Source organism: Mesorhizobium shangrilense (assembly GCF_040537815.1).
Taxonomy (GTDB): Bacteria; Pseudomonadota; Alphaproteobacteria; order Rhizobiales; family Rhizobiaceae; genus Mesorhizobium; species Mesorhizobium shangrilense.
On sequence record NZ_JBEWSZ010000001.1, the window covers coordinates 788,889 to 801,609 of the forward strand.

Sequence of the window (12,721 nt, forward strand, 5' to 3'; positions counted from 1 at the left end):
TTGGCCCTTTTTCGCCTTTGGCCTGCGCTATCTATCTGGCCAAATCGCGGCAGAAAGTTGCGATTTCAGCCATGATATGACCACCGAAGAGCGGCGTGTCGGACGGAGAGGGCCTTTTTACGATGCGTGGAAAAGTAGTGCTTGGGGTGATTGCAGTCGTCTGCGTTGCAGCAGGCGTCCTGTATTTTTCGCCGGCGACAATGAGCAACCTGCAGCAGATGCTGCCAAAGCAGTTGCAACCACAGCAGGCGGCGGCCCCGGCAACTCCGGCCGCCCCAGCCGCAGCCGCGAACGGCGCCCATTCGACCTCGATCGTCTCAGCCACAGCGTCCACCGCCGACTTCCCGATCCGGCGCTATGCTATCGGTTTCGTCTCCTCTCCCGCCGTTGTCAGCATCAATCCGCGCGTTTCCAGCCAGGTCGTCTCGATCGCGGTCAAGGACGGCCAGATGGTCAAGACCGGTGATATTCTGTTCACGCTGGACGATCGGGCGCTGAAGGCACAGCTTGCCAAGGACCAGGCGACGCTCGCCAAGGATCAGGCGCTTCTCGCCAGTTCGCAGTCTGATCTGGCACGTGCCAAGGATCTCGTCGCAAAGCAGGCCGGCACACAGCAGACCTACGATCAGGCCGTCGCGGCACAGAAGGCGGCCGCGGCCACCGTCGACGCCGACAAGGCAACGATCGATGCCGATACAATCCAGCTTGGCTACGCCACGATCTCGGCGCCAATCTCCGGTAAGCTTGGAGTCGTCAACACCGCCATCGGCAACTTGGTGAACACCGGCAATGGCAGCAGCACATCGACGCCGCTCGTCACCATTACCCAGATGGATCCGCTGCAGGTCAATTTCAACTTGCCCGAAAGCGATCTTGCCCTTCTGCACAAGGCGTTGGTGCAGCCCCAGGAAGGTGCTGTGACCCTCACCAAGGATGGCGATCCAACCCCCGTCGGCAAAGGGACGCTCGATTTCGTGGACTCCAGCGTCGACACCGCCTCCGGCACGATCGCGACGCGGGCAAGCCTGCCAAACCCGAATCTTACGCTGTGGCCGGGCCAGTATGTGAATGTGACCGTCAACGCCGGCACCATGCCGCAGATGACATCCATCCCCACGGTTGCCGTGCAGCCGAGCCAGAAGGGCCCCTTCGTCTATGTCGTCAAGCCGGACAACACGGTGGAGATGCGGCCCGTCCAGGTGGCGCTGACCGCGGGTGACAACAGCGCCGTCAGCCAGGGGCTGAAGAGCGGCGAGCGTGTGGTCGTCGAAGGTCAGACGAAGCTGAAGAATGGTGCTGCGGTTCATGAAGGCAACGCGACCGCCGCTGCCGGTGACCAGGCCGTTCCGAAGGTCGCCGAAGCGGACAAGCCGGGCGAGGCAAAGCAATGATCTCCGAATTCTGCATACGCAGGCCCGTCGCCACGCTGCTGATGTCGTTCGCCCTCATTCTGGGCGGACTTTTTGCCTACAAGTTCCTGCCGGTGGCCGCACTTCCGAGCGCGGAATTCCCGGTGGTCAACGTCTCGGCCTCGCTGCCGGGCGCCTCGCCGGAGACCATGGCGACATCGGTGGCGACGCCGCTGATCAAGCAGTTCGCCACCATTGCCGGCATCGATTCGATCTCGACCACCAACTCGCTCGGCACGACCTCGATCGCCATCCAGTTCGTGCTCAACCGGAATATCGATGCCGCCGCCGCCGACGTGCAGGCGGCGATCGCGCGAACGCAGAAGTCACTGCCGCCGGAGATGACGAGCCCGCCTAGCTATCGCAAGGTCAATCCGGCGGATGCACCGATCCTGCTGATGTCGCTGGTCAGCGACACGGTTCCTCTGACGGATCTCGACGCCTTTGCCGAGAATGTGATCTCGCCATCGCTGTCGACCATCGACGGCGTTGCGCAGGTTTCGATCTTCGGCCAACAGAAATACGCGGTGCGCATTCAGATCGATCCGACGGCGCTCGCCGCTCGCGGCATCTCGATCGACCAGTTGCAGGCCGCCGTCGCCTCGGCCAACAGCAATACGCCGCTTGGCGTGCTGCAGAACAACAAGCAGCAGCTGACGATCACCGCCAACACGCAGCTGATGAACGCCGCCGACTTCTCCAACATCATCATCGCCACCAAGAACGGCCACCCCGTTCGGCTGGGCGAGGTGACCCGTGTCGTCGATTCCGTTCAGACGACGACGACGGCAAGCTGGTACGACGGGACGCGTGCCATCATCATGGCCGTGCAGCGCCAGCCCGATGCCAACACGGTCGATGTGGTCGACCGGGTCAAGGCTATGCTGCCGTCCTTCCAGGACCAGATGCCGGCCGCGGCCAGCATCAAGCTGCTCAACGACCGTTCGACTTCGATTCGCTCTGCCGTCGACGACGTCCAGTTCACGCTGCTGCTTACGATCGCTCTGGTGGTGCTGGTCATCTTCGTGTTCCTGCGCCGCGTGACAGCGACGATCATCCCGGCCGTGGCGGTGCCGATCTCACTGATCGCGACCTTGGGTGCGATGTTCCTGTTCGGCTTTTCCATCGACAACATCTCGCTGATGGGGCTGACGCTGGCCGTCGGCCTGGTCGTCGACGACGCCATCGTCATGCTCGAGAACATCTTCCGGCACATGGAGGAGGATGGGCTCTCGGCCATGGAGGCGGCGCTGAAGGGCGCGCGCGAAATCGGGTTTACCATCATTTCGATCTCGATCTCGCTGGTGGCGGTGTTCATTCCCGTGCTGTTGATGGGAGGTGTCATCGGACGCATCTTCAACGAATTCGCCGTGGTGGTGACGGTCGCTATCCTGGCGTCGATGTTCGTCTCGCTCACCCTGACGCCGATGCTATGCTCACGGCTTCTGTCGGTATCGGCTGCCGAACGGAAGGCGGCGCACGACCATACGCAAAAGCCCAATTTCTTCGTGCGTGGCTATGACTGGATGCTGAGCTTCTGCCTGCGCCACACATTCCTGGTCTTTCTCGTCTTTGTCGGAACGGCGGCAGCATCGGTCTGGCTGATACAGATCTCGCCGAAGGGCTTCTTCCCACAGGAGGATATCGGTCAGGTTTCCGTGACCACGATCGCGCGCCAGGACATCTCGTTTGATGCCATGGCGAAGCTGCAGGGTCAGGTGGCAGATGTCTTTTCCCACTCTCCCTACGTTGATCACGTGGCATGGTCGGCAGGTAACGGAAACAATGCGCTCAACCAGGGTCAGCTTTTCGTGCAGTTGAAGGGCAAGGACCAGCGGCCCAACATCGAGAAGGTACTTTCGGATCTGAGGCGTCAGCTTTCGACGGTGCCGGGTATCGAGACCTACATGCAGCCCGTGCAGAACTTGCGTCTGGGATCGCGACAGTCCGCCAGCGCCTATCAGTTGGTCGTCCAGGGCCTGGACACCGGTCAGACCGATATCTGGGCGCAAAAGCTCTCCGACGAGATGGCCGCGGATCCCAAGGCCTTCGCCGATGTCACAAATGATCTGCAGAACAATGCCTTGCAGGCATCGCTGGTCATTGATCGCGACAAGGCGTCAAATCTGGGGATCGATACCGATACGTTGCGCTCCAGCCTTTATGGCGGCTTCGGCACCGAGCAGGTCTCGACCATCTTCGGTTCCGCAGACAGCTACGAGGTTGTCATGGAGCTTGACCCGAAGATCGCCTGGTCGCCCGAGAGGATGCTTGCCATCCAGGTGCGGACGGCCAGCGGCAGCCTCGTGCCGCTCGGCGCTTTCGCGCGTGTCGACCGCACCGCGGGCGCGCTGACCGTCAACCAGCTCGGCCAGCTTCCGGCCGTGACGATTTCGTACAATCTGCCGCAGGGCGTGGCACTTGGCGACAGCGTGACGGCAATCAATGCGCTGAAGGACAAGATCGGATTGCCCAAGGCGATCTCGACGACCTTCGCCGGTACGGCCAAGACGTTCCAGGATTCACTCGCCAACCAGGGCCTGCTGATCGGTGGCGCGATCCTGACCATCTATATCGTGCTCGGCATCCTCTATGAGAGCTTCATCCATCCGCTCACCATTCTGACGGGTCTCCCGTCGGCAGTGCTTGGCGCCCTGATCGCGCTGCGGCTTGCGGGAATGGATCTTTCGGTCATTGCCGTCATCGGCATCCTGATGCTGATCGGCATCGTCAAGAAGAACGGCATCATGATGATTGACGTCGCGCTCGAATTGCGACGAGAAGGCATGTCGGCGACCGAGTCCATCCACAAGGCCTGCTTGATGCGCTTCCGCCCGATCATGATGACGACGCTGGCGGCGCTGATGGGCACGATCCCGATCGCGCTGGGCGCCGGGGCCAGTGCCGAACTTCGCCAGCCGCTCGGCGTGGCGGTGGTCGGTGGCCTCGTCGCTTCGCAGGCGCTGACGTTGTTCGTCACGCCGGTCATCTATGTCTACATGGAGAATTTCTCCGGCTGGCTTATCGGTCTGATGCCGAAGCGCAAGAGCGAATTGCATCTGGTCAAGGGCGGCGATCAGGGCTCGCTGTTCGACGGCGAAACGCAGGAGCAGAAGGCGGCCGCGGAATAATAGCAGCCGAGGCGAAATGGCATTGCTGGCCCAAGGCGTCGTCCTTGCGGCCAGCAATGCAGGGTCGTATTTTGCGGCCATGTCCCATGATCATGACCACGACAACGAATTCGACCCTTTTGCCGCGCGGGTGCGCGCGCTGGAGACGATCCTCACCCACAAGGGGCTGATCGATCCGGGGGCGATCGACGTCATTGTCGATACCTATGAGACAAGGATCGGTCCGCGCAATGGCGCCAGAGTGGTGGCGAAGGCCTGGGCCGACCCGGAATTCGCGGCCTGGCTGGAGCGCGATGCGACAGCGGCGATCGGTTCGCTCGGCTATACCGGCCGGCAGGGTGAGCACATGCAGGCGGTGTTCAACACTGAGGATACGCACAACCTCGTCGTCTGCACGCTGTGCTCCTGTTATCCGTGGTCGGTGCTTGGCCTGCCGCCGGTCTGGTACAAGGCGCCGCCCTATCGGTCGCGCGCGGTGATCGATCCACGTGGCGTACTGGAAGAATTTGGGCTGACGCTGCCGGCGACCAAAATCCGCGTCTGGGATTCGACAGCTGAGCTGCGCTATCTTGTCGTGCCGATGCGGCCCGGCGGCACCGAAGGCTGGGGTGAGGATCGGCTGGCCGATCTGGTAAGCCGCGACGCGATGATCGGCACCGGGCTGGCGAGGCAGCCGGCATGAACGGACCGCATGATCTTGGCGGCCAGATGGGGTTCGGGCCAGTCGCGCCCGAAAAGGACGAGCCGTATTTCCATGCAGCATGGGAAAAGCGAGCGCTGGGCGTCACGCTGTGCTCCGGTGCGATGGGTGCATGGAACATCGACGAGAGCCGCCACGCGCGGGAATCGCTGCATCCCGCTGACTATTACGCTTCGAGCTATTACGAGATCTGGATCAAGGCGCTGGAGGTACTGCTCAAGCGCCATGGTTTCATCAGCGAGCGCGACCTGGCGGCGGGCATTGCTGTCGATCCGGCGGCGACGCCCAAAAGGGTATTGAAGGCCGAAAACGTGCCGGCGGTGCTTGCCAAGGGCGCGCCCTGCGATCGTCCGGTCGTCACGCCCGCGCGCTTCAAGGTCGGCGACCGCGTGCGGACGAAGAATTTCAATCCGGCCGGCCATACAAGGCTGCCGCGCTATGCGCGCGGCAGGCGGGGCGTGATCGAGGCGGTGCGCGACGGCTTCGTCTTTCCCGACTCCAATGGGCACTGGCAGGGCGAAAACCCGCAATGGGTCTATACGGTGGTCTTCGACGGCACGGAGATCTGGGGCGAGGGCGCCGACCCGACACTGTCGGTCTCGATCGATGCCTGGGAGAGCTACCTTGAGCGGGCTTGAGATGAACGCGGACGCTGCCGAATTGCCGCCGGGCGTCGATGCGCCGGTTTTCGACGAACCCTGGCAGGCCGAGGCCTTTGCCATGACCGTGGCGCTGCACGACAAGGGCCTGTTTTCATGGGCTGAGTGGGCGCAGGCGCTGTCGGCGCAGGTGAAGAAGCCCGGCGCGGCGGCGGATGGCCACGACTACTACGAACACTGGCTGGCGGCGCTGGAAAATGTGCTCGCGTCGAAGGGGTTGGCCGCCACGGCGGACGTCGACGCGATGGCTGGGGCCTGGGCGCGCGCGGCACATGCCACGCCGCACGGCAAGCCGATCCTGCTGGAGAACGATCCGGAGTTTCGGTCCGACGCTTGAGGGAGCGCGCCCTCGCGCCGCCCCAGCCACCTTGCGAGCGCCCGCTCGCACACCTCCGACATCGCTCAGAGACCTGAATGTATCTGGCAGAGATTCTTTCGATCGACCAGTTGGCTGGTTTCCAGCCACGCGGTTTGGCGGGGCATGTCTCAGTTTGAAATCTGTGTGACGACCTGTGGAACCGCCATCTCCATGACATGATCCGTTTGGGCACCCTCACCGAGCATGAACGTCTCCGATCCAGACACGCGAAAGCCGACCTTGTCGTAGAACGCTATCGCTCGATGATTTTGCGTCCATACAGTGAGCCAAAGCCGATCTGCTCCGCACCGGCGGCATTCCTCATAGATTCGACCCATGAGCCGCGCAGCGAGCCCATGACCCTTCCACGCCGCATCCACATAGAGACGCTTGAGCTCCATATCGGTGTTGTGTTTGATCAGATGCGCGTAACCGGCGAACTGGCCATCAGAGGTTCCGTCATCCAGGGCCAGGATCACGATCGCCGCGCTGTCGGCGATCTCGGCGGCCTGAGCCGCTGGGCTGAACGCCTTGGCGAGATATGCCTCCATGTCGCTCGGCTTGCTTTCAGGACCAAAGGTTTCCTGAAAGCAGTGTGCGGCAAAGCTGGAGAGCGAGCTCGCATCGGAGATGGTTGCCCTACGCAGAATGATATGATCGGAGTTGGTACAGCGTGCCATGAATGTCCCCCGGCATTCAGCGGACATCACCATACATCTAGGTAAACCTGCGTGTCACGAGACGTTGCAGGCCTATTGCCTGCTGTCGCTGCCGGCGGCTCGGAACGAGTCCGTGTCCAACTTCAGACGGCGACATCGATGTCTGTACGTTCTCTTTACGTTCTTGCCCGGTCTTGATAACTTGCGTTATCGGAGGTGTCGGTTGCCGCCGACAGCATTGATGGCGGCACGCGACCTTGTCTTTCCCTTGCGAATCCGGTCTCTCGCGCTGATGGATTTTTCACCGCAGCAGGACGACGCGCTAAAGGCGGTCGCCGAGTGGCTCAAGACCGGGAGGCCGCAGGTCTTCCGGCTGTTCGGCTATGCCGGCACCGGCAAGACGACGCTGGCGCGCTATTTCGCCGAGCATGTCGACGGTCAGGTGCAGTTCGCCGCCTTCACCGGCAAGGCCGCACAGGTGCTGCGCTCCAAGGGCGCGACCAACGCCCGCACCATCCATTCGCTGATCTATCGGCCCAAGGGCGAGGAATCGGTCTCGGACGAGGTGACCGGCAAGACCTCGATGTCGCCGACCTTTTCCCTCAACCGGCAGAGCCCGATCTCGAAGGCCAAGCTGGTCATCATCGACGAATGCTCGATGGTCGACGAGCAGCTGGGCCGCGACCTCCAGAGCTTCGGCACGCCGATTCTCGTCCTCGGCGACCCCGGCCAGTTGCCGCCGATCTCGGGCGGCGGCTACTTCACCGATCACGAGCCGGACTTCCTGCTCACCGAAATCCACCGGCAGGCGCGCGACAACCCGATCCTGCGCCTGGCGCTGGATGTGCGCGAAGGCCGTGAATTTATGCGCGGCGACTATGGCACCGCGCAGGTGATCGGCAAGGAAGACGTCACCCAGGACCTCGTACTGAAGGCGGACCAGGTACTGGTCGGCACCAACCGCACCCGGCGGCGCTACAATCAGCGCCTGCGCGAGCTCAAAGGCTTCAATGCCGACTATCCGCAGGCCGGCGACAAGCTGGTCTGCCTGCGCAATGACCCCGCCAAGGGCTTGCTCAACGGCTCGCTGTGGAAGGTGATGACCTCGTCACGCGAAACGGTGAAGCCCGGCATCAACCTGCTGGTGTCGCCGGAAGAGGACGATCCGGATCGCGGCGTGGCCAAGATCAAGCTGCTCAAGGCGGCGTTCGAGGATCCGGACGCCGACATCCCCTGGCAGCAGAAGAAGCGTTTTGACGATTTCGATTATGGCTACGCGCTGACCGTGCACAAGGCGCAGGGCTCGCAGTGGAACGAGATCGTGCTGTTCGACGAGAGCTGGGCGTTCAAGGAAACACGCCAGCGATGGCTCTACACCGCCATCACCCGGGCGGCCGAGCGGCTGACGATCGTGAGATAGCAAGCGTCAGACGGAAGCTTCGATGGGCGTGGCGCCCACCCATTGCCAGGCCGCCGCCTCGTCCTCGGCCTTGAAATGCCTGAGCTCTATCGGCAATGGCGCCGCAAACCAGCCTTGCACGCCCGGTATCCAGTTGGGTTCGCCGATCGATGCGCATCGGGCAATGTGCTGTTTTGCGTTGGCTTCGCCCTGCTTTAGCGTCTCGGCGGATATGTCGGTCCAGTCGACGCCGTCGTGGTCGATCAGGCGCACGAGGACGTCTATCCTTGGATGCAGCGCATAGGCGGCTTCCAGCAGGCCGAACAGGTTTTCCGCGTCGGCGGATGAGACGTGACCGACGACATCAATGGCGAAAAGGTCGTCGCGGCTGGTCTCGATACGGCGGATCGCCGGTACTGAGTCGAGAAAATTCACGAGCACTTCCTTCTCCTGGATATTGCTGTCGTTACTGGAACACCCGAAACCCCTGTCTGTTCCCGTCAAAGACGGTATAGATGCCGCCGACAATGCAGCAGGATGCCCCGACCATGCCCGCAAAGCTCTCCGTCAACCTCAACGCCATCGCCATGCTGCGCAACCGGCGCGACCTGCCATGGCCGAGTGTGACGGGAATAGGCCGCATCGCGCTTGCGGCGGGCGCGCACGGCCTGACCGTGCATCCGCGGCCCGACGAGCGGCACACGCGGCATTCCGACCTGCCGGAAATCAGGGCATTGATCGACGACGAGTTTCCCAAGGCGGAATTCAACATCGAGGGGTACCCGACCGGGGAGTTTCTCGCGCTTGTGGAAAAGCACCAGCCGGAACAGGTGACGCTGGTGCCCGACGATCCGGCCCAGGCGACCTCGGACCATGGCTGGGACTTTGCCGGGCAGGCCGCTTTCCTGACACCCATCGTCAGGCGTCTAAAGAAGGGGGGCTTCCGCGTTTCACTGTTTTCCGATCCCGATCCGGCGGGCGTTTCCGCCGCGCTCGACACCGGCGCCGACAGGATCGAACTCTATACCGGCCCCTATGGCGGCTATCATTCCGATTCCGCCAAGGCGGCGAAGGAGCTGGAAAGACTGGGGAAAACCGCCGATGCCGCCCTTGCCGCCGGACTGCAGGTCAATGCCGGGCACGATCTGGTGGTCGACAATCTGCCGGCGCTGGTAAGGCGAATTCCGGCATTGGCCGAAGTGTCGATCGGACATGGGTTGACAGCCGATGCGTTGGAGTATGGCATGGCCGGTACTGTGGGGCGCTTTCTGAAGGCCTGCGGGTGGTAGATTCGAGAGCGTCGCGTCGCTGGCATGGCAGCCATCACGCTGGGGCACTTGATATTGCATCGCAGCAAGCGTAGAGCACCGCGCGCTTATCGGAGTGTCGTCCATGGCCCTTGCCAATACTGGTAGTGAGGCAGAACCCGTCGAACAATCTAGCCATTCTGAGGTCGAGCAGCACAGCACCAAGGTTCTGATGCTGGGCGCGCTCGGTGTTGTCTATGGTGATATCGGCACCAGCCCCATCTACGCGTTCCGCGAGGCTCTGGTGGCGTCGTCCCACGGCACCGTCGCGGATCGCGGCGATATATTGGGCGTGCTGTCGCTGATCATCTGGTCGCTGACGATTATCGTCACCATCAAATACATCATGTTCGTGCTGCGCGCCGACAATCGCGGCGAGGGCGGCGTGCTGTCGCTGATGGCATTGGCGCGGGGTAGTTTCCCGAAGCGCTCGGCGGTGATCCTGGGTATCGGCATCGTAGGAGCTTCGTTGTTTTTCGGCGATGCGGTCATCACGCCGGCGATTTCGGTGCTTTCGGCGGTCGAGGGCATGAATGTCGTCACGCCCGCCTTCCAGCCCTATGTCGTGCCGTTGACATTGGTCATCCTCGCCATGGTGTTCGCGGTGCAGCGTTTCGGCACCGGTGGCGTGGGACTGGTCTTCGGTCCGGTGACCGCGGTATGGTTCCTGGCCATCGGCCTCTCCGGCCTCAACCACATCATCGCGGATCCGGAAATCCTGTGGGCGATCAGCCCGCACTACATCGTTGCCTTCCTCATCCATTCGCCCGACGTCGCTTTCGTGACGATCGGCGCCATTTTCCTCGCAGTTACCGGTGCGGAAGCGCTCTATGCCGATCTCGGTCACTTCGGCCGCAGGCCGATCGTGCTTGCCTGGTTGTCGATCGTATTTCCCTGCCTGCTGCTCAATTATGCCGGGCAGGGTGCTTTCGTGCTGGCCAATGGTGGCGTGGTCGGCCATCCGTTCTTCGAAATGAACGAGGGCTGGACGTTGATTCCGATGGTCGTGCTGGCAACCGCGGCGACGGTGATCGCGAGCCAAGCGGTGATCTCCGGCGCTTTCTCGCTGACCCGGCAGGCGGTGCAGCTCAACATGCTGCCGCGTCTGGAAATCCTGCATACATCCGACAAGCAGTCCGGCCAGATCTACATGCCACGCGTCAATCTCCTGCTGGCGCTGGTGGTGATGCTGCTGGTGGTCGGCTTCGGCGAATCCAGCAAGCTGGCCTCGGCCTACGGCATCTCGGTGACCGGCAACATGCTGGTGACGACGGTGCTGCTGTATGTGGTCATGACCCGCATCTGGAAGTGGAAGCTATCTTTGGCGATCCCGCTGACGGTGCTGTTCGCCTTCATCGATATCGGCTTCTTTGCCTCCAATATCGTCAAGGTGTTCGAAGGCGGCTGGGCCTCGCTGGCCGTGGCCTTCACGATTGTGCTGGCCATGTGGACCTGGGTGCGCGGCAGCCGCTATCTGTTTGAAAAAACTCGCCGCAACGAGATTCCACTCGATTTCCTCGCCGGCAATCTGTTGAAGAAGAAGCCTCAGCTGGTGTCAGGCACGGCCGTGTTCCTGACCAGCGATCCCTTGAGCGCGCCGACCGCGCTGATGCACAGCCTGAAGCACTACAAGGTGCTGCACGAGCAAAACGTCATCCTTTCCGTGGTGACCGCGCCGCAGCCGGTGGTGCCCGACAGCGACCGGGTCAAGATGGAGACGGTCAACGAGCTGTTCATGCGGGTGACACTGACCTTCGGCTATATGGAGCAGCCCAACATTCCGCGCGCGCTGGCCATATGCCGAAAGCAGGGCTGGAAGTTCGACATCATGACGACATCCTTCTTCCTGTCGCGGCGCTCGCTCAAGGCGTCGCCCAATTCCGGCATGCCGGTCTGGCAGGACCGTCTGTTCATCGGCCTGGCGCGGACCGCGGCGGACGCAACGGAATATTTCCAGATTCCGACCGGGCGAGTGGTGGAAATCGGCACGCAGGTCGCCATTTGAGGTGTTGAACGCTTAGGCAGAGGAGGCGGGTATGAGCGGCGAATTGGTTGTCGTTACCGGCGGATCCGGCTTCCTCGGCGCTCATTGCATCCTGGCACTGCTGAAGGAAGGCTATCGCGTGCGCACGACAGTGCGTTCCGCCTCGCGCAAAGCCGACGTTCTCGCCATGCTCAAGGTCGGCGGCGCCGAACCGGGCGATGCGCTCTCCTTTGCCGTTGCCGATCTCATGGCGGACAAGGGCTGGCCGGAAGCCATGGCCGGATGCGCCTATGTCCTTCACGTCGCCTCGCCGTTTCCGGCCGGCGCGCCGAAACATGAGGATGATCTGATCGTTCCCGCCCGCGAAGGCGCTCTGCGCGTGTTGCGGGCGGCTCGCGATGCAGGCGTCAGGCGTGTCGTGCTGACCTCGTCCTTCGCAGCGGTTGGCTACGGCAAGCCGCAGCCTGCCGGCGTCCCCTTTACAGAAGAGAACTGGACCGATCCCACGGGGCGCGTCAGCGCCTATGTGAAATCGAAAACCCTGGCCGAGCGCGCGGCCTGGGATTTCATCGCCACCGAGGGCGGCGCCCTGGAGCTGGCCACCGTCAATCCCGTCGGGATCTTCGGGCCGGTTCTTGGTGCGGATCATTCGACCTCGACCCTGTTTGTCCAGCGGTTGATGGATGGCGCGCTGCCCGGGCTGCCGCGCATGTCCTTCGGCGTCGTCGATGTGCGCGATGTGGCGGACCTGCATCTGCGCGCCATGACCAGGCCGGAGGCCCGTGGTCAACGCTTCCTGGCGGTCGCCGGTGATTTCATGACGCTGCAGGCGATCGCGCAAACCCTGAAGGCGCGGCTGGGCAAAGCGGCGGCACGCGTCTCGACGAGAACGCTCCCCGACTGGCTGGTGCGGATCGCCGGACTGTTCAGCGCGGAAGCGGCCCAGGTGGCTCCTGAACTCGGCAAGGTCAAGAATGCCACGAGCAAGAAGGCTATCGGCATGCTCGGTTGGGCGCCCCGGTCGAGGGAGGATGCTGTTATCGCGACAGGAGAGAGCCTGATCCGGCTCAAGCTGCTCAAAACATCGAAATAGCGCGGCGGGAAGCCGAGATCAG

The 12,721-nt window shown here is 62.6% G+C and carries 11 protein-coding genes; 9 read left to right on the forward strand and 2 right to left on the reverse strand.

The window, feature by feature from the left end:
- The first annotated feature begins 122 nt into the window (after positions 1-122).
- The 5 genes from ABVQ20_RS04115 (at position 123) to ABVQ20_RS04135 (ending at position 6,236) form a co-directional block, all read left to right on the forward strand.
- On the forward strand, positions 123-1,391 hold the full coding sequence (locus ABVQ20_RS04115; RefSeq protein ID WP_354458220.1) for an efflux RND transporter periplasmic adaptor subunit: 1,269 nt from the start codon (positions 123-125) through the stop codon (positions 1,389-1,391).
- Complete coding sequence (locus tag ABVQ20_RS04120) at positions 1,388-4,540, forward strand: efflux RND transporter permease subunit (protein WP_354458221.1); 3,153 nt, start codon at positions 1,388-1,390, stop codon at positions 4,538-4,540. Before ABVQ20_RS04115 ends, ABVQ20_RS04120 begins: the two co-directional genes overlap by 4 nt.
- A gap of 79 nt (positions 4,541-4,619) precedes the next feature.
- The gene (nthA, locus tag ABVQ20_RS04125) at positions 4,620-5,222 is read left to right on the forward strand and encodes a nitrile hydratase subunit alpha (protein ID WP_354462119.1); all 603 of its coding nucleotides are present in this window, start codon (positions 4,620-4,622) and stop codon (positions 5,220-5,222) included.
- Positions 5,219-5,878 (forward strand): nitrile hydratase subunit beta, encoded by a 660-nt coding sequence (gene nthB / locus ABVQ20_RS04130; protein WP_354458222.1) that lies wholly within the window; start codon positions 5,219-5,221, stop codon positions 5,876-5,878. The genes nthA and nthB overlap by 4 nt, the downstream gene beginning before the upstream one ends.
- A 1-nt stretch (position 5,879) precedes the next feature.
- On the forward strand, positions 5,880-6,236 hold the full coding sequence (locus tag ABVQ20_RS04135; protein WP_354462120.1) for a nitrile hydratase accessory protein: 357 nt from the start codon (positions 5,880-5,882) through the stop codon (positions 6,234-6,236).
- A 149-nt stretch (positions 6,237-6,385) separates the two neighbouring features.
- Here the strand turns inward: ABVQ20_RS04135 and ABVQ20_RS04140 are convergent, their stop codons facing one another.
- Positions 6,386-6,937: a GNAT family N-acetyltransferase gene (locus ABVQ20_RS04140; protein WP_354458223.1), complete on the reverse strand. Its 552-nt coding sequence runs from the start codon at positions 6,935-6,937 to the stop codon at positions 6,386-6,388.
- 271 nt (positions 6,938-7,208) lie between these two features.
- Between ABVQ20_RS04140 and ABVQ20_RS04145 the strand changes: the two genes are divergently transcribed.
- Complete coding sequence (locus tag ABVQ20_RS04145) at positions 7,209-8,336, forward strand: ATP-dependent DNA helicase (RefSeq protein ID WP_354462121.1); 1,128 nt, start codon at positions 7,209-7,211, stop codon at positions 8,334-8,336.
- Positions 8,337-8,342: 6 nt separating this feature from the next.
- Here the strand turns inward: ABVQ20_RS04145 and ABVQ20_RS04150 are convergent, their stop codons facing one another.
- Complete coding sequence (locus tag ABVQ20_RS04150) at positions 8,343-8,750, reverse strand: SpoIIAA family protein (protein ID WP_354458224.1); 408 nt, start codon at positions 8,748-8,750, stop codon at positions 8,343-8,345.
- Between the two features lie 113 nt (positions 8,751-8,863).
- Between ABVQ20_RS04150 and ABVQ20_RS04155 the strand changes: the two genes are divergently transcribed.
- The 3 genes from ABVQ20_RS04155 (at position 8,864) to ABVQ20_RS04165 (ending at position 12,699) form a co-directional block, all read left to right on the forward strand.
- On the forward strand, positions 8,864-9,604 hold the full coding sequence (locus ABVQ20_RS04155; protein WP_354458225.1) for a pyridoxine 5'-phosphate synthase: 741 nt from the start codon (positions 8,864-8,866) through the stop codon (positions 9,602-9,604).
- 103 nt (positions 9,605-9,707) lie between these two features.
- Entirely contained in the window at positions 9,708-11,627 is a 1,920-nt protein-coding gene (locus ABVQ20_RS04160) for a potassium transporter Kup (RefSeq protein ID WP_354458227.1), read from the forward strand.
- Positions 11,628-11,658: 31 nt separating this feature from the next.
- Positions 11,659-12,699, forward strand: coding sequence for an SDR family oxidoreductase (locus ABVQ20_RS04165; RefSeq protein WP_354458228.1), 1,041 nt, complete (start codon positions 11,659-11,661; stop codon positions 12,697-12,699).
- Positions 12,700-12,721 lie beyond the last annotated feature (22 nt).

Excerpts from the sequence above, each read along its gene's own strand:
- ABVQ20_RS04135 (WP_354462120.1), top strand. The coding sequence starts at position 5,880 with ATGAACGCGGACGCTGCCGAATTGCCGCCGGGCGTCGATGCGCCGGTT.
- nthA (WP_354462119.1), top strand. The coding sequence starts at position 4,620 with ATGTCCCATGATCATGACCACGACAACGAATTCGACCCTTTTGCCGCG.
- ABVQ20_RS04145 (WP_354462121.1), top strand. The coding sequence starts at position 7,209 with ATGGATTTTTCACCGCAGCAGGACGACGCGCTAAAGGCGGTCGCCGAG.
- ABVQ20_RS04120 (WP_354458221.1), top strand. The coding sequence starts at position 1,388 with ATGATCTCCGAATTCTGCATACGCAGGCCCGTCGCCACGCTGCTGATG.
- ABVQ20_RS04115 (WP_354458220.1), top strand. The coding sequence starts at position 123 with ATGCGTGGAAAAGTAGTGCTTGGGGTGATTGCAGTCGTCTGCGTTGCA.
- ABVQ20_RS04160 (WP_354458227.1), top strand. The coding sequence starts at position 9,708 with ATGGCCCTTGCCAATACTGGTAGTGAGGCAGAACCCGTCGAACAATCT.
- ABVQ20_RS04155 (WP_354458225.1), top strand. The coding sequence starts at position 8,864 with ATGCCCGCAAAGCTCTCCGTCAACCTCAACGCCATCGCCATGCTGCGC.
- ABVQ20_RS04165 (WP_354458228.1), top strand. The coding sequence starts at position 11,659 with ATGAGCGGCGAATTGGTTGTCGTTACCGGCGGATCCGGCTTCCTCGGC.
- ABVQ20_RS04140 (WP_354458223.1), bottom strand. The coding sequence starts at position 6,937 with ATGGCACGCTGTACCAACTCCGATCATATCATTCTGCGTAGGGCAACC.
- nthB (WP_354458222.1), top strand. The coding sequence starts at position 5,219 with ATGAACGGACCGCATGATCTTGGCGGCCAGATGGGGTTCGGGCCAGTC.